At 64.5% G+C, this 20,731-nt stretch carries 18 protein-coding genes; 16 read left to right on the top strand and 2 right to left on the bottom strand.

Features of this window, described 5'->3' with window-relative positions; all coding sequences use genetic code 11:
- Nucleotides 1–9 precede the first annotated feature (9 nt).
- The 7 genes from LRX75_RS12940 (at nucleotide 10) to LRX75_RS12910 (ending at nucleotide 6,501) form a co-directional block, all read left to right on the top strand.
- Nucleotides 10–288 carry an acyl carrier protein gene (locus tag LRX75_RS12940; RefSeq protein WP_062592716.1) on the top strand — a complete coding sequence of 93 codons (279 nt, stop codon included), beginning with the start codon at nucleotides 10–12 and terminating at the stop codon, nucleotides 286–288.
- Between the two features lie 186 nt (nucleotides 289–474).
- The gene (locus tag LRX75_RS12935) at nucleotides 475–993 is read left to right on the top strand and encodes a 3-hydroxyacyl-ACP dehydratase FabZ family protein (RefSeq protein WP_231814952.1); all 519 of its coding nucleotides are present in this window, start codon (nucleotides 475–477) and stop codon (nucleotides 991–993) included.
- Between the two features lie 4 nt (nucleotides 994–997).
- A complete protein-coding gene (locus LRX75_RS12930; RefSeq protein ID WP_231814950.1) occupies nucleotides 998–2,215 on the top strand; it encodes a beta-ketoacyl-ACP synthase in 1,218 nt (405 codons plus the stop codon).
- Nucleotides 2,212–3,495, top strand: a complete 1,284-nt coding sequence (locus LRX75_RS12925) for a beta-ketoacyl-ACP synthase (protein WP_231814948.1) — start codon at nucleotides 2,212–2,214, stop codon at nucleotides 3,493–3,495. Before LRX75_RS12930 ends, LRX75_RS12925 begins: the two co-directional genes overlap by 4 nt.
- A 45-nt stretch (nucleotides 3,496–3,540) precedes the next feature.
- Nucleotides 3,541–4,569 carry a zinc-binding dehydrogenase gene (locus LRX75_RS12920; RefSeq protein WP_231814946.1) on the top strand — a complete coding sequence of 343 codons (1,029 nt, stop codon included), beginning with the start codon at nucleotides 3,541–3,543 and terminating at the stop codon, nucleotides 4,567–4,569.
- Entirely contained in the window at nucleotides 4,566–5,534 is a 969-nt protein-coding gene (locus LRX75_RS12915; RefSeq protein ID WP_231814944.1) for a lipid A biosynthesis lauroyl acyltransferase, read from the top strand. Before LRX75_RS12920 ends, LRX75_RS12915 begins: the two co-directional genes overlap by 4 nt.
- A 247-nt stretch (nucleotides 5,535–5,781) precedes the next feature.
- Complete coding sequence (locus LRX75_RS12910; RefSeq protein WP_231814942.1) at nucleotides 5,782–6,501, top strand: PAS domain-containing protein; 720 nt, start codon at nucleotides 5,782–5,784, stop codon at nucleotides 6,499–6,501.
- Nucleotides 6,502–6,532: 31 nt separating this feature from the next.
- Here the strand turns inward: LRX75_RS12910 and LRX75_RS12905 are convergent, their stop codons facing one another.
- On the bottom strand, nucleotides 6,533–6,946 hold the full coding sequence (locus LRX75_RS12905; RefSeq protein ID WP_231814940.1) for an SRPBCC family protein: 414 nt from the start codon (nucleotides 6,944–6,946) through the stop codon (nucleotides 6,533–6,535).
- Between the two features lie 280 nt (nucleotides 6,947–7,226).
- Between LRX75_RS12905 and gndA the strand changes: the two genes are divergently transcribed.
- The gene (gene gndA, locus LRX75_RS12900) at nucleotides 7,227–8,666 is read left to right on the top strand and encodes an NADP-dependent phosphogluconate dehydrogenase (RefSeq protein WP_231814938.1); all 1,440 of its coding nucleotides are present in this window, start codon (nucleotides 7,227–7,229) and stop codon (nucleotides 8,664–8,666) included.
- Nucleotides 8,667–8,755: 89 nt separating this feature from the next.
- On the opposite strand, the gene LRX75_RS12895 is transcribed toward gndA, so the two are convergent.
- On the bottom strand, nucleotides 8,756–9,868 hold the full coding sequence (locus LRX75_RS12895; RefSeq protein WP_231814937.1) for a LacI family transcriptional regulator: 1,113 nt from the start codon (nucleotides 9,866–9,868) through the stop codon (nucleotides 8,756–8,758).
- 453 nt (nucleotides 9,869–10,321) lie between these two features.
- On the opposite strand from LRX75_RS12895, the gene LRX75_RS12890 reads away from it, so the two are divergent.
- The 8 genes from LRX75_RS12890 (at nucleotide 10,322) to mgrA (ending at nucleotide 20,707) form a co-directional block, all read left to right on the top strand.
- A complete protein-coding gene (locus LRX75_RS12890) occupies nucleotides 10,322–11,557 on the top strand; it encodes an ABC transporter substrate-binding protein (protein ID WP_231814935.1) in 1,236 nt (411 codons plus the stop codon).
- 253 nt (nucleotides 11,558–11,810) lie between these two features.
- A complete protein-coding gene (locus LRX75_RS12885; RefSeq protein ID WP_231814933.1) occupies nucleotides 11,811–12,737 on the top strand; it encodes a carbohydrate ABC transporter permease in 927 nt (308 codons plus the stop codon).
- Nucleotides 12,730–13,674: a carbohydrate ABC transporter permease gene (locus tag LRX75_RS12880; RefSeq protein WP_231814931.1), complete on the top strand. Its 945-nt coding sequence runs from the start codon at nucleotides 12,730–12,732 to the stop codon at nucleotides 13,672–13,674. Before LRX75_RS12885 ends, LRX75_RS12880 begins: the two co-directional genes overlap by 8 nt.
- Nucleotides 13,675–13,679: 5 nt before the next feature.
- On the top strand, nucleotides 13,680–14,768 hold the full coding sequence (locus LRX75_RS12875; RefSeq protein WP_231814929.1) for an ABC transporter ATP-binding protein: 1,089 nt from the start codon (nucleotides 13,680–13,682) through the stop codon (nucleotides 14,766–14,768).
- Between the two features lie 217 nt (nucleotides 14,769–14,985).
- Entirely contained in the window at nucleotides 14,986–17,439 is a 2,454-nt protein-coding gene (locus LRX75_RS12870) for a glycoside hydrolase family 2 protein (protein ID WP_231814927.1), read from the top strand.
- A gap of 55 nt (nucleotides 17,440–17,494) precedes the next feature.
- Nucleotides 17,495–18,256 (top strand): sugar phosphate isomerase/epimerase family protein, encoded by a 762-nt coding sequence (locus LRX75_RS12865; protein ID WP_231814925.1) that lies wholly within the window; start codon nucleotides 17,495–17,497, stop codon nucleotides 18,254–18,256.
- A gap of 30 nt (nucleotides 18,257–18,286) precedes the next feature.
- Complete coding sequence (locus LRX75_RS12860) at nucleotides 18,287–19,420, top strand: Gfo/Idh/MocA family protein (protein ID WP_231814923.1); 1,134 nt, start codon at nucleotides 18,287–18,289, stop codon at nucleotides 19,418–19,420.
- 255 nt (nucleotides 19,421–19,675) lie between these two features.
- Nucleotides 19,676–20,707: an L-glyceraldehyde 3-phosphate reductase gene (gene mgrA, locus LRX75_RS12855; RefSeq protein ID WP_231814921.1), complete on the top strand. Its 1,032-nt coding sequence runs from the start codon at nucleotides 19,676–19,678 to the stop codon at nucleotides 20,705–20,707.
- Nucleotides 20,708–20,731 lie beyond the last annotated feature (24 nt).

Here is a 20,731-nt window from a genome sequence, read left to right as displayed (position 1 = left end):
GGTCCGCGCGTGACAGCCACATTCGACAAGGTCGCCGATATCATTGCAGAAACCAGCGAGATCGATCGCGAGACGATCACGCCGGAAAGCCACACGATCGACGATCTGGGCATCGACAGCCTCGATTTTCTCGACATCGTGTTTGCGATCGACAAGGAATTCGGCATCAAGATTCCGCTGGAAAAGTGGACGCAGGATGTCAACGAAGGCAAGGCCTCGACGGAGGAATACTTCGTCCTGAAGAACCTCTGTGCCAAGATCGACGAACTGCGCGCTGCCAAGGCCTGATCGGCCTTTCCAACGGTACCCGTTCCGCGATGCCGCCTGACGCCGCTCTTGCGTGCTTGACAGGCGGCATCGCCATTTCTACCTGACGGCCTCGAACGCAACGTCCGGGTGCCGCCGTCACCGGTCCTTGATGCCTGTTGCGGGTCTCCCGTCGCGGGTGTGAAGGTGGTCAGCGGATGATGTCTTATGCTGCTTGAATATTTCCAGATGATCGACCGTGTCGAGGCCGTCGACATGACGGCGAAGACGCTGCGCGCCCGTTCCGTCGTGCCCGCGCAAAGCCCGGTCTTCGAGGGGCATTTTCCCGGCTATCCGCTTGTCCCAGGCGTCCTCCTCATCGAGACCATGGCGCAGGCCTCCGGCTTCCTCGTGCTAGCCGTCACCGATTTTGCCGCCATGCCGTTCCTCATGACGGTGGATGGCGCCAAGATGCGCTCCTTCGTCGAGCCGGAAGCCGTGCTCGATATCGAGGTCGTGCTGGAACATGACGGCTCTGGCTTTGCGGTCACGAAGGCGAAGATCTCGTCGGCCGGCAAGCGGATCGCCGACGCACAGCTGAAGCTGCGGACCGTCCCGTTCGATCAGCTGCCGCTCGGCCCCATCGTCCGCAAGCGGGCCGAAGAGGTCGGTTTGACGGCCGCACTGGCTGGCCAGCTATCCCCGGACCTGCGCCCGGAATCGTCCCCAGAATCGCCCAAGGAGTGACCGCATGAAGGCCGCCAACGACGTCGTGATCACCGGGGTGGGGATCGTCACCAGCCAGGGCGTGGGCGTCGCGCCGCATGTCGCCATGCTCACGGCAGGCGAGCCGCCCGCAGTGGTGGTGGAGACGGAGCGTTTCGCGCCCTATCCCGTGCATCCGCTGCCGGCCATCGACTGGTCCGCGCAGATCGCCAAGCGTGGCGACCAGCGGCAGATGGAGAACTGGCAGCGCCTCGGCGTCTTCAGCGCCGGCCTCGCGCTCGACGATGCCGGGTTGAAGGACGACGCGGAAGCCTGCGGCACCATGGACATGATCGTCGCGGCCGGCGGCGGCGAGCGCGATATCGCGGTCGACAGCCTGATCGTGGACGAAGGCCTGAAGCGCAACGACCGCGAACATCTCCTCAACGAAAAACTGACAACCGAACTGCGCCCGACGCTGTTCCTCGCCCAGCTCTCCAATCTGATGGCCGGCAACATCTCGATCGTCCACAAGGTCACGGGATCGTCGCGCACCTTCATGGGCGAGGAAGCCGCCGGCATTTCCGCCGTCGAAACGGCTTTCGCCCGCATCAAGGCCGGCCAGTCGAGCCACACGCTCGTCGGCGGCGCGCTGTCGGCCGAGCGGCTCGACATCATCCTTCTCGTGGAAGCGCTGCAGGCGCATGCGACAGGGCCGTGGCATCCGCTCTGGTCGCGCGCGGACGGCGAGGGCGGCGGCATCATCCTCGGGTCCGTCGGCGCCTTTCTGGTGCTCGAATCGCGCGAACATGCGGAAGGTCGCGGCGCGCGGATCTATGCGACCATCGATGCCGTCGGCGGCGATCGCGGCCAGCGCGACGGCGGCGGGCTGGAGCGCCGGCTGGACCGGTTGAGCGAGGCCGCGCCGGGCGCGGAGACCATCGTGTTTTCCGGCGCCAGCGGCCTTGCCGGTCTCGCCGCGCAGGAACGGACATGGCTGCAGACGCGCTTTCCCGATGCCCCGGTGCGCGGCTATAGCGGCGCCGTCGGGCACGGGATCGAGGCGCAGTTTCCGCTGGGGCTCGCGCTCGCCGCGCTTGCACTCGATGCCGGGGCCGTCGTGCCGCCATTCGATCCGTCGGAGCCATCCATGACGCGCGCACCGAAGCATGCGATCGTTACGACGCTCGGCCACGGCCGAGGCGAGGGCATCGCCGTTCTCACAGCCCATGCCAGAGCCGGTGCAGAGGAGCATTCGTCATGACCAATGCCTATAAGGATCACCTGGGTCGCCCGCTGATCGCCGTCACCGGCATGGGCGTCATCACGTCGCTCGGCCAGGGGCTTCAGGACAATTGGGCCGCGCTGACAGGCGGCGTGTCCGGCATCCACAAGATCACCCGCTTCCCAACGGACGGGCTGTCGACACGAATCTGCGGAACCGTGGATTTCATCGATGTGCCCGCCGAAAACTCGGTCGAGCGGTCCTACGCCATGGCGCGCGAGACGACGCTGGAGGCTCTGGCGCAGGCCGGCATCTCCGGCGATTTCGACGGCCCGCTCTTCCTGGCCGCGCCGCCGATCGAGCCGGAATGGAGCGCGCGCTTTGCGCTCGCCGATCGTTCGCCGCCGTCCGAAAAGCCGGCGGACGCCTATAACCGTTTCCTCGCCGCCATGCGGGAGAAGGCCGATCCGGTCTTCTACGAGGCGGCCCTGTTCGGCGCGATCTCCGAGCGGCTGTCCGACCGGTTCGGAACGCGTGGCCTGCCGGTGACCTTGTCCACGGCCTGCGCCTCGGGTGCCACCGCCATCCAGCTCGGCGTCGAGGCCATTCGCCAGGGCCGCACGACCCGCGCGCTGACGGTTGCGACCGATGGCTCGGTGAGTGCGGAAGCGCTGATCCGCTTCTCGCTGCTCTCGGCCCTTTCCACCCAGAACGACCCGCCGGAAAAGGCCTCCAAGCCCTTCACGCGCGATCGCGACGGCTTTGTCATCGCCGAAGGTGCGGCCACTCTGGTGCTCGAATCGCTCGAAGCCGCCGTTGCGCGCGGCGCGAAGGTGCTGGGCATTCTCAAGGGCTGCGGCGAAAAGGCCGATCTCTTCCACCGCACGCGCTCCTCGCCGGACGGCGGACCGGCCATCGCCACGATCCGCGCCGCACTTGCCGATGCCGGCATCGCCGAGAGTGACATCGGCTATGTCAACGCGCATGGCACATCGACGCCCGAGAACGACAAGATGGAATATGGCGCGATGTCGGCCGTCTTTGGCGAGGGGCTCGCGCGTATCCCGGTCTCCTCCAACAAGTCGATGATCGGCCACACGCTGACGGCGGCCGGTGCCGTCGAGGCGGTCTTCTCGCTGCAGACCATTCTCACGGGCACGCTGCCGCCGACCATCAACTACCAGAACCCCGATCCGGCCATTGCCCTGGATGTGGTGCCGAACGTCAAGCGCGATGCGCAGGTGACGGCCGTGCTCTCCAACTCCTTCGGCTTCGGCGGGCAGAATGCCAGCCTGGTCATGACGGCCGAACCGGCCTGAGGCCGGCGACATCGACGACCTCGCGGAAACGATAAGGAAAAGACCATGCGCGCCCTGCAACTGATCGACGACCGGAAGCTCGAAGTCACGGACCTGCCGGAACCGGCCGCTCCGGGCCCGGGCGAGGTGACGCTGCGCGTCAAGGCCGTGGCGCTCAACCATATCGACGTCTGGGGCTGGCGCGGCATGGCGTTCGCCAAGCGCAAGATGCCGCTCGTCATCGGCGCGGAAGCGGCCGGCGTGGTCGAGACCATCGGGCCGGGTGTTGCCAACGTCCTGCCGGGTCAGCTCGTGTCGATCTATGGCGCGCGCACCTGCGGTCTCTGCCGCCCCTGCCGCGAGGGTCGCGACAATCTCTGCGAACATGTCAGCGGCGTTCACGGCTTCCACCTCGACGGCTTCGCGCAGGAGAAGGTCAATCTTCCCGCCCGTCTCCTCGTGCCCGCACCGCCCGGCGTCGACGCCGTCGCCGCAGCGCTGGCGCCCGTTACCTTCGGTACGGTGGAGCACATGCTGTTCGACAATGCCAAGCTCGAGCCGGGCGAGACCATCCTCATCCATGCCGGGGGCTCCGGCATCGGTTCCGCGGCGATCCAGCTCGCCAAGAAGATCGGCTGCACCGTCATCACCACGGTCGGCTCCGACGACAAGATCGAGAAGGCCAAGGCGCTCGGCGCCGATCACGTCATCAACTACCGCACCGACCGCTTCGAAGGCGTGGTGCGCAAGCTGACGAAGAAGAAGGGCGTCGACGTCGTGTTCGAGCATGTCGGCAAGGACACTTGGGCCGGCTCCATGCTCTGCATGAAGCGGGGCGGGCGTCTCGTCACCTGCGGCTCCACCTCGGGCGTTTCCACCGACATGAACCTGATGATGTTGTTCCAGCAGCAGCTGAAGCTGATCGGCTCGTTCGGCTGCCGGATGGAGAATATGGCGGATGCGATGCAGAAGATGGCACGCGGCCTCGTCCATCCCGTCATCGACACCGAAGTGACCTTCGAAAACATCGATCGCGCGCTCGAGCGCATGGAAGGCCGGCAGGTGTTCGGCAAGATCGTCCTGCGGCTGGATTGATCCCGGTGCGCAGTCTGATCACGCGGCTCGTTCTGTTTTACCGGCACGCGAGCGACTGGATCGTCGCGCAGCTGGCGTTTCTGCCGCTGCTGCTGCTGAAGCTTCTGCCACCGGACACCGCGCTGAACGTCATGGACCGCGCGGCGCGGCTTGCCGGCCCGCGCTTCATGCGCGGTCGCCATCTGCTGACGCTGGCCAATCTCCGTGCCGCCTTCCCGGAAAAAAGTCAGAGCGAGATCGAGGCGATCGCGATGGAAAGCTGGGGGTCTATCGGGCGTCTCGCCGCCGAGTACGTCTTTCTCGACCGCCTGTTCGACTACGACCCGACGCGGGGCGCGCCGGGCCGGGTGGAGGTTGTCGGCGCACCGATCTTCCTCGATCTGCGCGACAATCCGCGCCCCTTCATCGTCTTCACCGGCCATACCGGCAGTTTCGAGATGTTGCCGGTTGCAGGATCGGCGTTCGGTCTCGATGTCACCGTGCTCTTTCGCCCGCCGAACAATGCGACCATGGCCAAGAAGGTCTACGACTTCCGGGCCAAGCGCATGGGAACGCTCGTGCCGTCACACGCCGGATCGTCCTTTACGCTTGCGCGCAAGCTGGACGAAGGGCAGGGGATCGGCGTTCTCGTCGATCAGAAGTTCAAGAAGGGCCTGAGCACCACATTCTTCGGACAGCCGGTCAAGACCAATCCGCTGCTTGCGAAGCTCGTCCGTCAGTTCGGCTGCGAAGTTTACCCGGCGCGCTGCATTCGCTTGCCCGGTAATCGATTCCGCCTGGAAATCGAACCCGCCGTCACGATTCCGCGCAAGGAGGGTGGCAGCGTGGATGTCGAGGCAACAGCGCAGCTTCTGAACGACACGGTCGAGCGCTGGGTCCGCGAATATCCCGGTCAGTGGCTCTGGTATCACGACCGCTGGCAGGTGAAGCGCAAGCTGGCGCGCGAAACCAATACGAAGATGTAGGCGCAAGCCTTCGACAGGCTGTCACAGCTTCGCGGTAGTCCTCAGGCAGATGTCTGCTGTCTCGGTTTCAATTATAAAAAAGACATATCGAATTCATGATATTGCAAAGGAAAGGTTGAACGGGCTGGCAGCGCGTGTACAGTGAAACGGCGCAAATCCGGCGTTTTGTGATACATTATGGTTGTGCTGTCGAAATAGACAATCTTTGTCTGTTTTCGGTGATGCATGGATATGAGGGAAAAGGTTCGTGAAGACGCTGATCGATTTGTTCTGGGTGAAGTACAGCCAGATCCAACAGGCGGTTGCCAGCGGGGAAACCTTGCTGATCGACGTCCTCGACAGCGAGATCGACCCTCTTCTCAGGGCCGTCGAGAACGAACGTGCGACGTCGCTCGCGGATGCCCGCCTTCAGTTCCAGTTTCTGCTCGATCTCCTGAAGATCGAAGCCGGCGACAGTTCCCATGTCCTGCGGCACAGCAATGCGCTGTCCAAGCTCGCCGAGCGCTATTTCGTCGAGGCGGGGACCGGGCATCTCGTCGTCCGGTATCCGGGCGTTCCGGCTGCACCGGGCGCGCCGCTCCCCAAGCTCCGGGCGGACGAGGGGCTGTTGAACGAGGCGATTCTCGACAGTCTGCCGGATCGCGTCTGCGTCATCACGCCGGATTACCGCTATCTCTATGCGAATGTTCTGCACGCGCAGTCTCTCGATGAAACGCCGCTGTCCCTCATCGGGCGGACGATTCTCGAGTTTTCCGGGCTCCAGTTCTTCGAGGACAATGTCAAACCCCGCCTCGACCGCTGCTTTGCCGGCGAGACGGTGGATACGACCTATGCCCGCGAGATCGACGGCCGGACCATCGTCATCCGGTCCCGCATGACGCCGTGCCGGACATCGACGGGGCAGATCATCGGCGCCATCGTGGTCTACCAGGAGCTTGCCAACCGCCGCCGCGCCATCGCTGCCTGACGGAGCGGTCAGCCGTTTCCGGGCAGGCGGTTCAGATCGTCGCGTCCGCTTCGCCTTCCAGAATGGCCTTGAGCCGGGTCAGGTCCTTGCGCACCCAATCGATATCGCAGGCGAAGCTCTCGTCCGTCGCATCCGCCGCCTGCAGCAGCGTGAACACGACCACGGCGTCGGCCCCGTTCGGTGTCACGCGAAAGGCGTTGTAGGTCGAGACGCCGGTTGCCTCGACGACCGTGTGGTCCATCACGCCCAGATCGTTCGGCGGCGCGAAGAAGATCGTCACCGTTCCGAGCGGCCCGCTCGCGACCCAGTGATCGCCGGCCGGCTGCAGCCCGCTCGCAAGCCCGGATGCCCAGAGCGGCATGGTCTCGGGGCGATGCGCATAGGCATAAACCGCAGCCGCATCCCGATTGATGACGACCTCGACGGTTCGCACATTCATCGCCATGGCGCTCTCTCCCTCGGCTCCGCCGGCCGGTCCTGCCGGTGCCACCGCCGCTCCCTCGCGGCCGCGCCGCATGCCGCCGTTCCGTCCGCCGGCATCCGGGAGGAAATGTAGCTGCGAACTTCAACAATGTCTTGTGGTTCACTCTTTCCGGTGCCAAAACTTGCGGCGTTCACCCATTCGGCAACCGACTGCAACGGTCGGCACTGCGGGTACGGCACATCAATGGAACGCCCGCCGATGAACGGCATCCCCGCGTTCCAGCATCTATGGAGGCTTATACGTGGCACAGGCGGAAATCGGCCTAATCGGGCTCGGCGTCATGGGGTCCAACCTCGCGCTCAACATTGCCGAGAAGGGCAACACGATCGCGGTGTTCAACCGCACGGTCGAGCGCACGAGAGAATTCTACGAAGAGGCAGGCGATCTGAAGGATCGCATCATCCCCTGCGAGACGATCGAAGACTTCGTTGCGGCCATCAAGCCGCCGCGGCCGATCATCATCATGATCAAGGCCGGCGATGCCGTCGACCAGCAGATGGAAATCCTGAAGCCGCATCTCGAGGCGCACGACATCATGATCGATGCCGGCAACGCCAATTTCCGCGATACGATGCGCCGCTTCGATACGCTGAAGGACAGCGGCCTGACGTTCATCGGCATGGGCGTGTCCGGTGGCGAGGAAGGTGCGCGCCATGGCCCCTCGATCATGGTCGGCGGCCTGGAAGAAAGCTGGAAGCGCGTCGAGAAGGTCCTGACCTCCATTGCCGCCCGCTATGAGGGCGATCCGTGCGTCGCATGGCTCGGCGAGAACGGGGCCGGCCACTTCGTCAAGACCATCCACAACGGCATCGAATATGCCGACATGCAGATGATCGCCGAGATCTACGGCATCCTGCGCGACGGCCTGAAGATGACCGCGACCGAGATCGCCGAGGTTTTCGCGACCTGGAACAAGGGCCGCCTGAATTCCTTCCTGATCGAGATTTCCGAAATCGTGCTGCGCGCCGGCGACCAGCTCGGTTCCGGGCCGCTCGTCGATGTCATCCTCGACAAGGCCGGCCAGAAGGGCACCGGCAAGTGGTCGGTGATCGAGGCGCAGAACATGGGCGTGCCGGCCACCGGCATCGAGGCCGCCGTGGCTGCCCGCAGCCTGTCGTCGATGAAGGCCGAGCGCGAAGCTGCCGAGAAAATTCTCGGCCTGCCGGATGTTCCGCCGCTGTCGGTCGGCGACAAGACGGCCTTCCTTGCCGATCTCGAAAACGCCCTGCTCGCGGCCAAGATCGGCGCCTATGCGCAGGGCTTCGCCGTCATGGCGGCGGCATCGCGCGAATTCGGCTGGAACCTGCCGATGCCGACCATCGCCCGCATCTGGCGTGCCGGCTGCATCATCCGCTCGCAGTTCCTCGACGAAATCACCAAGGCCTTCACCGAATCGCCGGATGCGGCGAACCTCATCGTCACCCCGGCCTTTGCCGCCATGGTCAAGGATACCGACGCGCCTCTCCGCCGCGTCGTCTCCACGGCCGTTCTCGGTGGGCTTCCGGTTCCCGCGCTTGCCTCGGCGCTCGGCTACTTCGACAGCTACCGTCGCGCCCGCGGCACGGCGAACATGATCCAGGCCCAGCGCGACTATTTCGGCGCGCATGGCTATGACCGCACGGACGGCAAGGATTCGCATCACGGCCCATGGGGCAGCGGCCTCGTCGCCGAACGCTCCTGATCCGAAGGCGCGAACCGCTCCGACAAAAGAAGGCCGCGCGGCATCTGTCGCGCGGCCTTCTTTCTGTCCAACTTTCTCGTCGGCCGTTGTCAGGTCTTCGCTGTGTCGAGGCTGCTCAGGCTCTGAAGCTCTTCCGGCGGCCGGCCGGCGATGCGGGCGAGGACGGCCTTGGCGAGCTCATGGCCCGCATGCCGAATATCTTCCTTCATGGTGATGACCTCCGGGCGCAGCCAGCCGAGGAAATCGCTCGGAACCTTGGACACGACATCGAGGTCGTTGCCGATCTTGCGGCCCGTCGCCTCGATGGCGGCGATCAGGGCGATCGTTCCCGCGCCGCTTCCCGAGACGATGCCATCCGGGACCGCGCCGCCGCGCAGCAGGCTTTCGAAAGCGGTGCGGATGTCGATCAGCGAATGATCGATGTCGACGGTGTCGAAGGGGATGGTCTCGACGCCGAAATCGCGCACCGCGCGGTCGAAGCCGTTGCGCATATGCCGGTGAAAGGTGAGGTGGCGCGGCGGCTGCAGCAGCGTCAGGCGACGGCGTCCGCGCTCCACCAGCGCCCGCACGGCGGCATAGGCGAAGCCTTCATTGTCATAGTCGTGATAGGGATGTGCGAGCCCCATATCGGTGCGGCCATGGGTGGCGAAGGGGAAGTTTCGCTCCAGCATCAGCGCAACGCGCGCATCCTGTGGTTCCGTGCGCGAGATGATGACGCCATCGGCGGCACCCGTGTCGAGCACGTAGCGAACCGGGGCGAGGGCGTCCCGCGAGGGGCTGTAGGGCGTCACCACGAGGTGGTAGGGCGTGGCCGCCAGCACCTCGGAAATGCCCACGACGATCGGGCTGGTAAGGCCCATGATTTCCTCCTCCAGCGACAGGACGAGGCTGATGACGTTGGTCTTGCCGGTGCGCAGCCTGACGCCTGCTCGGTTCGGCTGGTAGCCGACCTGCCGCGCGACGAGACGAACGCGCTCCTTGGTGTCCGCGCCGATATCGGGCGCATCCTTCAAGGCACGCGACACGGTGGTGATGCCGAGCCCGGTCATGTAGGCGATCGTCTTCAGCGTCGGGCGGTCGTTGCCGGGGGGGTGGGGCGCGGCCAGCGGGCTGCCGGTCTGGAGGCCGGACTGCGCGGTTGACGGGGCACCAGACTGTGTCGCCGTCGGTCGCAAACCATCGGTCTTCGTCTTCTCGTCCATCGACGCCTGCCCTTCCGTCCGGTCCTTGCAACCGGTGTTTTGCCGCTCATCCTAGCCGGTTCGATGCGGCTTGACCAATGTCACCCGCTCCGTGCCTACACGAAAAAACTGCAACGATACAGTTAATCATGGTCATCTTTCCGACGGTTTCGGTCAGGTTGCAATCATCGGAGGAGAGCGTCAACGACCTCGTCACATTGCTGCGCTGCAAAGCGGCATTGTGCTATCCTATGAGGCAATTCCCGAAAATTCGATGCCCATTCAACGCGCCTCTTGCATCTGAGGACGATTGTTGCACCGCATTTATTCTCTTCGAAGACACCGCTGCTCCGCTACGAATTCTCCTTCCGGTAGAAACGTCGGCTTCACGAATAATTTGGAGGTTGCTCTGTTGCGTGGCTCGAACACATCCGCTACGTTTTTACGGCAACGTTACAGTGAGGGAGGAGACTCATGATGACACGCTTTCGCGCAGCAATTCTGGCTGCCGGTGTGGTACTGCCGCTCGGTGCGGCTCATGCCACGGATCTGGAAGTAACGCATTGGTGGACGTCCGGCGGGGAGGCTGCGGCGGTCGCGGAACTGGCCAAGGCGTTCGATGCGACCGGCAACAAATGGGTGGACGGCGCGATTGCCGGCTCGGGCGGCACGGCACGCCCCATCATGATCAGCCGCATCACCGGCGGCGACCCCATGGGCGCCACGCAGTTCAATCACGGTCGCCAGGCCGAGGAACTCGTGCAGGCCGGCCTGATGCGCGACCTCACCGATGTCGCCACCGCCGAAAAGTGGAAAGAGGTCATCCGTCCGGCGAGCCTGCTCGACGCCTGCACGATCGATGGCAAGATCTATTGCGCGCCCGTCAACATCCATTCCTGGCAGTGGCTGTGGCTCTCCAACGCGGCCTTCAAGACGGCCGGCGTCGAGGTGCCGAAGACCTGGGACGAATATGTTGCGGCCGCCCCGGCGCTCGAGAAGGCCGGTATCGTTCCGCTGGCGCTCGGCGGTCAGGCCTGGCAGTCGGCCGGCCTGTTCGATGTGCTGCTGATTTCGCTCGGCGGCAAGGATCTCTATCTCAAGGTCTACAAGGACAAGGACGGCGAGACGGCGACGGGGCCGGAGATCGCCAAGATCTTCAAGGCCGCGGACGATGCCCGCAAGATGGCCAAGGGCAGCAATGTCCAGGACTGGAACCAGGCCACCAACCTCGTCATCACCGGCAAGGCCGGCGGGCAGGTGATGGGCGACTGGGCGCAGGGCGAGTTCCAGCTGGCCAACCAGAAGGCCGGTACCGACTATTCCTGCCTGCCGGGGCTCGGCATGAACGGCTTTCTCGCAACGGCCGGCGACGCCTTCTACTTCCCGCTCCTGAAGGACGAGGACAAGTCGAAGGCGCAGGAGGCGCTGGCGAAGTCGCTGCTCGATCCGGCCACGCAGGTCGCCTTCAATCTCAAGAAGGGCTCGCTGCCGGTGCGCGGCGATGTCGATCTCAATGCTGCCAATGACTGCATGAAGAAGGGTCTCGATATCCTGGCCAAGGGTGATGTGGTTCAGGGCACGGACGAGTTGCTCTCGGCCGATATCCAGAAGCAGAAGGAGGACCTGTTCTCCGAATTCTTCGCCAGCACCACGATGACCGTCGAGGATGCGCAGAAGCGCTGGGCCGGGATCATCGCGTCCGCCGAGTGATGAAGCGGTGACGGCCTGTCGCCGTCACCATCCCCACCCGCGATCATCCTCCACATTCGCAGCCCGGGCCTGAACGAGGCCCGGGACCGCCCGCCCGAGCATTTGTCCGGGATACGGGGACCCCGGCCGTCCCGAAGAGACGGGCGACGACACCAGAAGCCAGGGTCTGGCGGGTTCAACGTGAACCTGACGGACTCGTCTCATGTTTGCCGCGCTCCGCCCATCGGCGAGAGCCACGAGGAGGCGCCTGACGATGACGGTTCCAGCGACAACAGCTGCCCTACCGGCCCGAAGATCCACCCGGCCGAACCAGTATTTCCGCAATATGAGCGCGAAGATCGCGTCCATTCCGATGATCCTCACCGCCGTGGTCATCTTCGCCGGAGGCACGCTCTGGACGGTGCTCTATTCCTTCACCAATTCGCGGCTGCTGCCGCGCATGAGCTTCGTCGGCCTCGACCAGTACGAGCGCCTGTGGGCCGCACCCCGCTGGACGGTGTCGATCGTCAATCTCGGCATCTACGGCATCTTCTCGCTGATCTTCAGCCTAATGATCGGCTTCCTGCTGGCGGCGCTGATGGATCAGAAGATCCGGTTCGAAAACACCTTCCGCACCATTTTCCTCTATCCCTTCGCGCTCTCCTTCATCGTCACCGGCCTCGTCTGGCAGTGGATCCTCAATCCGGAATTCGGCATCCAGTCGGTCATCCGCTCGCTCGGCTGGACGTCCTTCCGCTTCGATCCGCTCTACGATCCCGCCCTCGTGATGTACGGCATCCTCATCGCCGCGCTCTGGCAGGGAACGGGCCTCGTCATGTGCCTGATGCTGGCGGGCCTGCGCGGCATCGACGGGGAGATCTGGAAGGCCTCGCGCATCGACGGCATTCCCGCCTGGAAGACCTATCTCTTCATCGTCATTCCCATGATGCGGCCGGTCTTCATCACCACGCTCGTCATCATCGCCTCCGGCATCGTCAAGGTTTACGACCTCGTGGTGGCGCAGACCAGCGGCGGACCCGGCATCGCGTCCGAAGTTCCTGCGAAATACGTCTACGACTACATGTTCCAGGCCCAGAACCTCGGCCAGGGCTTTGCAGCCTCCACCATGATGCTGCTGGCCGTCGCGATCATCATCATTCCCTGGGCCTATCTCGAATTCGGAGGACGCAAGCGTGGCTGATATCGCCTCCCTCAACACCGCCGCTGCCGCGATCGACGCTGCCAGACCGCAATTGGCCGCCGGTCCGCGCGGCAAGCGCCCGGCCCGCGCCTTTTCCGGCACCAACATCATGGTCTACGGAACGCTGCTCGTCTTCGCCTGCTACTACCTGCTGCCGCTCTACGTGATGGTCGTGACCTCGCTGAAGGGCATGCCCGAGATCCGGCTCGGCAACATCTTCTCGCCCCCGGTCGAGATCACCTTCGAGCCGTGGGTGAAGGCCTGGTCCAGCGCCTGCACCGGGCTGAATTGCGACGGCCTGTCGCGCGGCTTCTGGAATTCGGTGCGCATCACCGTGCCTTCCACCATCGCCTCCATCGCGCTTGCCTCGATCAACGGCTATGCGCTGGCCAACTGGCGCTTCAAGGGGTCGGAGACCTTCTTCATCGTCCTCATCATCGGGGCGTTCATTCCCTATCAGGTGATGATCTACCCGCTGGTCATCATCCTGCGCGAACTCGGCATCTACGGTACGCTCACCGGCCTCATCATCGTGCACTCGATCTTCGGCATGCCGATCCTGACGCTGCTGTTCCGCAACTATTTCGTCTCGCTGCCGGAGGAGCTGTTCAAGGCGGCGCGGATCGACGGGGCGGGGTTCTGGATGATCTATTTTCGGATCATGCTGCCCATGTCGCTGCCGATCTTCGTGGTCGCCATGATCCTGCAGATCACCGGCATCTGGAACGACTTCCTGTTCGGCGTCGTGTTCACCCGGCCGGAATATTATCCGATCACCGTCCAGCTCAACAACATCGTCAATTCGGTGCAGGGCGTGAAGGAATACAACGTCAACATGGCCGCCACGCTTCTCACCGGCGCCGTTCCCCTCATCGTCTATTTCGTTTCCGGGCGCCTGTTTGTCCGCGGCATCGCCGCCGGCGCCGTGAAAGGCTGATCCTCATGACGTCAAGCGTTTCCATCCAGGATCTGTCGCTGAGCTTCGGCGCGGTCACCGTTCTTGAGAACCTCAACCTCGATATCCGCGACGGCGAGTTCCTCGTGCTGCTCGGCTCGTCCGGCTGCGGAAAATCGACGCTGCTCAACTGCATCGCCGGGCTTCTGGAAATCACCGACGGGCAGATCTTCATCAAGGGCAGGAACGTCACCTGGGAAGAGCCCAAGGACCGCGGGATCGGCATGGTGTTCCAGTCCTATGCGCTCTACCCGCAGATGACCGTCGAGAAGAACCTGTCCTTCGGCCTGAAGGTCGCGAAGATGCCGCAGGTTGAGATCGATAAGCGCGTCGCCCGCGCCGCCGAGATCCTGCAGATCCAGCCGCTCCTGAAGCGCAAGCCGGCCGAGCTTTCCGGCGGCCAGCGCCAGCGCGTGGCCATCGGACGGGCCCTCGTTCGCGACGTCGACGTCTTCCTGTTCGACGAGCCGCTGTCGAACCTCGACGCCAAGCTGCGCTCGGAACTGCGCGTGGAGATCAAGCGGCTGCACCAGTCGCTGAAGAACACGATGATCTACGTCACGCACGACCAGATCGAGGCGCTGACGCTGGCCGACCGCATCGCCGTCATGAAGAGCGGCGTCATCCAGCAGCTGGCCGATCCGATGACAATCTACAATGCACCGGAAAATCTCTTCGTCGCGGGCTTCATCGGCTCGCCGTCGATGAACTTCTTCCGCGGCGCGGTGGAGGAGAAGGGCGGCCGCAAGGTCGTGCATGTCGGCGGCGTGGATTTCGCCATCGACGCCTATCCCGCTCGCGCACCCATCCGCCCCGGCACCAACGTCGTGCTCGGCATTCGCCCGGAGCATGTGACGGTGGACGACGTGCCGGCCGGCGGCGATGCGCATGCCGCCGTGGTCGATATCGAGGAGCCGATGGGCGCCGACAACCTTCTCTGGCTAAAGCTGGCCGGACAGACCATGTCGGTGCGGATCGCCGGTGCCCGGCGCTATGCCCCGGGCTCGCAGGTCCGCCTCGGCATCGACATGGGCATGGCCTCGATCTTCGATGCGGGCACGGAGCAACGGCTGTGACGACAGGCGCTTTGATGTGCCGCTGCCCCTCACCCTAGCCCTCTCCCCGCCTGCGGGGAGAGGGGACGTGCCTAAAGGCCGCTGCGAGTCCCTTCGCCCCGCTCGCGGGGAGAAGGTGCCGGCAGGCGGATGAGGGGCTGCGACCTCGCAGCGCGCTGAGCGATTGCGGCCTTGTCGCAAAACGAACCGAGCAAACATGACCGAGCAGAGACCCGAAATGACCAACACTGCCACCACCCACACCACCGATCTCTCCGGCACCTGGGCGCTGTCGAGCCTCGACGCGAAACACACCCTCACCATGCCGGTCCCCGGGGATGTCCACAGCGCGCTGCTCGCAGCAGGCATCATCCCGGACCCTTATGTCGGCCGCAACGAGGCCGACGTGCAGTGGGTGGCCGAACAGGACTGGGTGCTGGAGCACACCTTCGACATCACCGATGCCGCCGCGACCGACAGCTGGTATCTCGACCTTGCCGGGCTCGACACGGTGGTGGATGTCTATCTCAACGACGCCCTCGTGCTCGAGGCCGACAACAGCTTCCGCCGCCACCGCCCCGACGTCACCGGCAAGCTCGTTCCCGGCGTGAACCGGCTGAAGCTGGTCATCAAATCCTCCGTGCGCGAGAGCGCCGAGCGGCAGGCCAGGCAGCCCTTCTACATTCCCTATTCCACCGCCAATTCTCCTATTCCCAACGGCAGCATGCTGCGCAAGGTCCAGTGCCATTTCGGCTGGGACTGGAACATCGCCATCGCCCCTCTGGGCGTCTACGAGCCGCCGCTTCTCAAGCGGTTGGCGGCGGCGCGGATCGAGCATGTGACGACGCGGCAGGATTGGCGGGACGACGGCTCGGTCGATCTCGTCGTCACCGCCACGCTCTTTGCCGCACATCACGGCCACACCTCCGTCACCGTCGATCTCGACGGCACCGTGCAGACGCTGGACGTCGATCTTGCCAGGGGGACGACCACGGTCGAGCACGTCTTTTCCGTCCGGCAACCGGACCTCTGGTGGCCGGCCGGCAGCGGCGCGCAGCCACTGTCGCGCCTTATCGTCTCTGTCGCTGGCGATCGTGTCTCAAAGACGATCGGTTTCCGCAGGATCGAGCTTCTGACCGATCCGGACGAGGCCGGCAGCCGCTTCGCCTTCCGGGTCAACGGCGTCGAGATCTTTTGCCGCGGGGCGAACTGGATTCCGGCTGATGCGCTGTTTTCGCGCGTCACGCAGGCCGGCGTCGAAGATCTGCTGCAGTCGGCGGTCGATGCGCATATGAACATGATCCGCGTCTGGGGCGGCGGCTTCTACGAGCCGGACTGGTTCTACGACCTCTGCGACCGGCTGGGCCTCATGGTCTGGCAGGACTTCATGTTCGCCTGCAACCTCTATCCCTCGACCACGGACTTCCTCGACAACGTCGCGGCCGAAGTGGACGATCAGGTGCGCCGCCTGTCGTCGCATCCCTCCATCGCGCTCTGGTGCGGCGATAACGAGCTTGTGGGCGCGCTGACCTGGTTCGAGGAGAGCCGGAGGGATCGCGATCGCTATCTCGTCTCCTACGACCGCCTGAACCGGACCATCGAGACCACGATGAAGAAGGCTGCGCCGGACCTGATCTGGTGGCCGTCGAGCCCGGCCGTCGGCCCGCTCAACTTCGGCGATGCCTGGCACGCGGACGGCGCCGGCGACATGCACTACTGGTCCGTCTGGCACGAAAACAAGTCGTTCGACAATTACCGTACCGTGCGCCCGCGCTTCTGCTCGGAGTTCGGTTTCCAGTCCTACACGTCCATGCCCGTCATCCACCAATTCGCCGCGGCCAAGGACCTCAACATCGCCTCGCCGGTGATGGAGAGCCACCAGAAGAATGCGGGCGGCAACGAGCGGATCGCGGGCACCATGTTCCGCTACTTCCGCTTCCCCAAGGATTTTTCGAGCTTCGTCTATCTCAGCCAGATCCAGCAGGGCCTCGCCATCAAGACGGCCGTCGAGTTCTGGCGGTCGCTCAAACCCCATTGCATGGGCACGCTCTACTGGCAGCTCAACGACACCTGGCCGGTCGCATCGTGGTCGAGCCTCGACTATGGCGGCAGCTGGAAGGCCATGCACTACATGGTGCGCCGCTTCTTCCAGCCGGTCGCCGTCGCCGCGATCCCGTCCGACGATGGGAAGACCATTGCGCTTTCGATGGTCAACGACACGCGGGCGGATGTCAGCATCGAGGTGCAGACGTTCCTCGTCTCGCTGTCGGGGGAGCGCCGTCCGCTGATGGCGGCAAGCGGCACGTGCCCGGCCGATCGCGCCGCAACGCTCGTCGAGCTTTCCGCGGCCGATGTCCCGGACGGCATGCTGCTCTTCTGGAGCTTCGAGGCATCGGACGGCGCGCGGGGCGAGGGGCACTACGTTCCCGGAACCTACAAGGCGCTCGATCTCGAACCCTCCGGCCTGCAAATGACGACGGCCATTCGAGATGGTGGCATCGATGTCACGATCTCGGCAAAGGGCCTCGCTCTCCACGTGATGGTCGAGGCCGATGTTCCCGGCCGCTTCAGCGACAACGCCTTCGACCTGACCGCGGGGACAAGCCGCACGGTTCGCTTCACACCGACGACGCCGGGCGAGGGCCCGTCGCCGGCCTTCACCGCCTACGACCTGCAATCCTCGGCCGGCTGACGCTCCCCGACGGAGCCGCAGATCGACCCGCATTCTTTTGAAAAAGGACAGTCCCATGAGACCGCTCAGCTTCCAGCTCTACTCCGCCCGCAACTTTCCGCCGCTGTCCGATGCCCTGCATCTCGTGGCCAAGGCCGGCTATACACAGGTCGAAGGCTATGGCGCGCTCTATGGCGATCACGACGACAGCGCGGTGACGGCGCTGAAGGCCGATCTCGACCGCAACGGGCTGACCATGCCGACCGGGCATTTCAGCCTCGACATGCTGGAGAGCCATCCGGAACGCGCCATCGAAGTCGCGAAGATACTCGGCATCGAAACGATCTACTGCCCCTATGTCCTGCCCGAAAACCGTCCGACGGATGCGGCTGGCTGGAAGGCCTTCGGTGCCCGGCTGCAGAAGGCCGGAGAGAAAGTCCGGGCAGCCGGGCTCGGTTTCGGCTGGCACAATCACGACTTTGAATTCAAGGCCCTGCCGGACGGCACCGTGCCGATGGACCTGATCTTCGAGGGCGGCCCGGATCTCGAATGGGAAGCCGACATCGCCTGGGTGATCCGCGGCGGTGCTGATCCACTGGCCTGGATCGACCGCTATGCCGACCGCATCACCGCGGTTCACGTCAAGGACATCGCCGCGGCCGGCGAGAATACGGACGAAGACGGCTGGGCGGATGTCGGACATGGAACGGTCGACTGGAAGGGGCTCTACGCCCGTCTCGCCGCGACGCCGGCCACGACCTACATCGTCGAGCACGACAATCCGAGCGATCTTGCCCGTCTGGCCGAGCGCTCCATCGCCTCTATCAAGACCTTCTGACAGCACGACCTTTTCAAAGGAACATACGTCATGACACAGGATCTCGGCGTCGGCATCATCGGATGCGGCAATATCTCCACCACCTATTTCCGGCTCGCGCCCCTGTTCAAGGGCATCGAGATCCGCGCCTGCGCCGACATCAACCCGGCTGCGGCCGAAGCACGGGCCGGCGAGTACGGCGTCAAGGCGCAGTCGATCGATGACCTCCTCGCCAACCCGGATATCGATATCGTCGTCAATCTGACGATCCCGGACGCGCATTTTCCCGTCTCCAGACAGATTCTGGAAGCGGGCAAGCATGTCTATTCCGAAAAACCGCTCGTTCTGACGCTGGAGCAGGGCGAGGCGCTTCGCTCGCTTGCGACCGCGAAGGGCCTCACGGTCTGCTGCGCGCCGGATACGTTTCTCGGCGGGGCGCATCAGCTGGCCCGCGCCCAGGTCGATAGCGGCCGTATCGGCCGCGTGACCTCCGGCACCTGCCACGTCATGAGCCCGGGCATGGAAATGTGGCATCCGAACCCGGACTTCTTCTTCCTGCCGGGCGCCGGTCCGGTGCTCGATCTCGGGCCCTATTACGTCGCCAACCTGATCAACCTCATCGGCCCGATCAAGCGCGTCGCGGCCCTTGCCTCCAAGGCGGCGAAGACCCGCACGATCTCGAGCGAGCCGCGCAAGGGGCAGGTCATCCCGGTGAAGACGCCGACCAATATCCACGCACTCCTCGAATTCCACAGCGGCGCGACGGTGACGCTGACGGCGAGCTGGGACGTCTGGTCGCATCGCCACGGGAATATGGAGCTCTACGGCACGGAGGGCTCGCTCTACGTGCCGGACCCCAACTTCTTCGGCGGCAAGGTCGAGGTCAGCGGCAAGGGCAAGGAGATCTCGCCGGTCGAGCGCTGGGATCACCCGTTCTCCGTCGAGAACCAGGACCATGCGCAGGGTCCGCTCGCGAACTACCGCACGGCCGGCCTTGCCGACATGGCGCAGGCGATCACCGAGGGCCGGGACCCGCGCTGCTCGCTGGAGCGCACCCTGCACGGCGTCGATGTCATGGTCTCGATCCTGAAGTCGGGCGACGAGGGTCGCTTCGTCGATCTCACCACCACCTGCACCCAGCCGGCCCCGCTCGGCATCGAGGCGGCGCGGGCGCTGCTGCGGTAGACGGCGACGGTCAGGGCCGCCCCTCATCCCCCTGCCGGGACCTTCTCCCCGCCAGGCGGGGCGAAGGGACTCGTGGCACTGCGTCTGCTCCATATGAAAACATCACGCATGGCACGTCCCCTCTCCCCGCAAGCGGGGAGAGGATTAGGGTGAGGGGCTGGTTTACCCCCGACGCAAACAAAATCCGTGTAGCGGTTCCTGCAGCGGGCGTTCTGCGATAGACCACGCCAACACCGACGAACGGAGGACAACACCATGACCTGGCATCCCGCCGACACCCGCTACGACACGATGATCTACAACCGCTGCGGCCGCTCCGGTCTCAAGCTGCCGGCGATCTCGTTCGGGCTGTGGCACACGTTCGGCGAAACGACGCCGCATGCGCTGAAGCGCGAGATGTGCCAGACGGCCTTCGATCTCGGCATCACCCATTTCGACCTCGCCAACAATTACGGCCCGCCCTACGGCGCTGCCGAAACGGCCTTCGGCGCGATCTTTGCGCAGGACTTCAAGCCCTATCGCGACGAGATGATCATTTCCTCCAAGGCCGGCTACGATATGTGGCCGGGTCCGTACGGCGAATGGGGCAGCCGCAAGTATCTCATCGCCTCCTGCGACCAGAGCCTGAAGCGCATGGGTCTCGACTATGTCGATATCTTCTACTCGCACCGCTTCGATCCCGAGACGCCGCTCGAAGAGACCTGCGGCGCGCTCGACCATATCGTCCGCTCCGGCCGGGCGCTCTATGTCGGCATATCGTCCTACAACTCGCAGCGGACCCGCGAAGCGGCCGCGATCCTCAAGGACCTCGGCACGCCGCTCCTGATCCACCAGCCGAGCTATTCCATGATCAACCGCTGGGTCGAGGATGACGGCCTGCTGGACACGGTCGAGGATCTCGGCGTCGGTTCCATCGTGTTCTCGCCGCTGGCGCAGGGCATGCTGACGACGAAGTATCTGAACGGTATTCCCGACGACAGCCGCGCTGCGCTGAACCACTATCTCAACCAGCGCCTCATCCGCCCGGAGGTCATCGACAACGTCCGCAAGCTCAACGAGATCGCCACCCGTCGCGGCCAGACGCTCGCGCAAATGGCGATCGCCTGGGTGCTGCGCGGCGGACGCGTGACGTCGGCGCTGATCGGCGCCAGCAAGACGTCGCAGATCGTGGATTGCGTCAAGGCGATCGACAATCTGGCGTTCACGGCCGAGGAACTGGCCGAGATCGACACCTATGCCCGCGAGGCCGACATCAACCTCTGGGCCAAGTCCGCCGAACGGGCCTGAGGGCTTAAGAATGGGCGAGCCGGC

Source organism: Rhizobium quercicola, from assembly GCF_021168455.1.
GTDB lineage: Bacteria > Pseudomonadota > Alphaproteobacteria > Rhizobiales > Rhizobiaceae > Ferranicluibacter > Ferranicluibacter quercicola.
The sequence above is the reverse complement of the archived record's forward strand: the minus strand, read 5'-3'. Positions and strand labels throughout refer to the sequence as shown.

Coding starts and splice junctions, on each gene's coding strand:
- LRX75_RS12920 (WP_231814946.1), top strand. CDS start 3,541: ATGCGCGCCCTGCAACTGATCGACGACCGGAAGCTCGAAGTCACGGAC.
- LRX75_RS12860 (WP_231814923.1), top strand. CDS start 18,287: ATGACACAGGATCTCGGCGTCGGCATCATCGGATGCGGCAATATCTCC.
- LRX75_RS12895 (WP_231814937.1), bottom strand. CDS start 9,868: ATGGACGAGAAGACGAAGACCGATGGTTTGCGACCGACGGCGACACAG.
- LRX75_RS12885 (WP_231814933.1), top strand. CDS start 11,811: ATGACGGTTCCAGCGACAACAGCTGCCCTACCGGCCCGAAGATCCACC.
- LRX75_RS12930 (WP_231814950.1), top strand. CDS start 998: ATGAAGGCCGCCAACGACGTCGTGATCACCGGGGTGGGGATCGTCACC.
- LRX75_RS12905 (WP_231814940.1), bottom strand. CDS start 6,946: ATGGCGATGAATGTGCGAACCGTCGAGGTCGTCATCAATCGGGATGCG.
- LRX75_RS12870 (WP_231814927.1), top strand. CDS start 14,986: ATGACCAACACTGCCACCACCCACACCACCGATCTCTCCGGCACCTGG.
- LRX75_RS12865 (WP_231814925.1), top strand. CDS start 17,495: ATGAGACCGCTCAGCTTCCAGCTCTACTCCGCCCGCAACTTTCCGCCG.
- LRX75_RS12935 (WP_231814952.1), top strand. CDS start 475: ATGCTGCTTGAATATTTCCAGATGATCGACCGTGTCGAGGCCGTCGAC.
- LRX75_RS12875 (WP_231814929.1), top strand. CDS start 13,680: ATGACGTCAAGCGTTTCCATCCAGGATCTGTCGCTGAGCTTCGGCGCG.
- mgrA (WP_231814921.1), top strand. CDS start 19,676: ATGACCTGGCATCCCGCCGACACCCGCTACGACACGATGATCTACAAC.
- LRX75_RS12925 (WP_231814948.1), top strand. CDS start 2,212: ATGACCAATGCCTATAAGGATCACCTGGGTCGCCCGCTGATCGCCGTC.
- LRX75_RS12890 (WP_231814935.1), top strand. CDS start 10,322: ATGATGACACGCTTTCGCGCAGCAATTCTGGCTGCCGGTGTGGTACTG.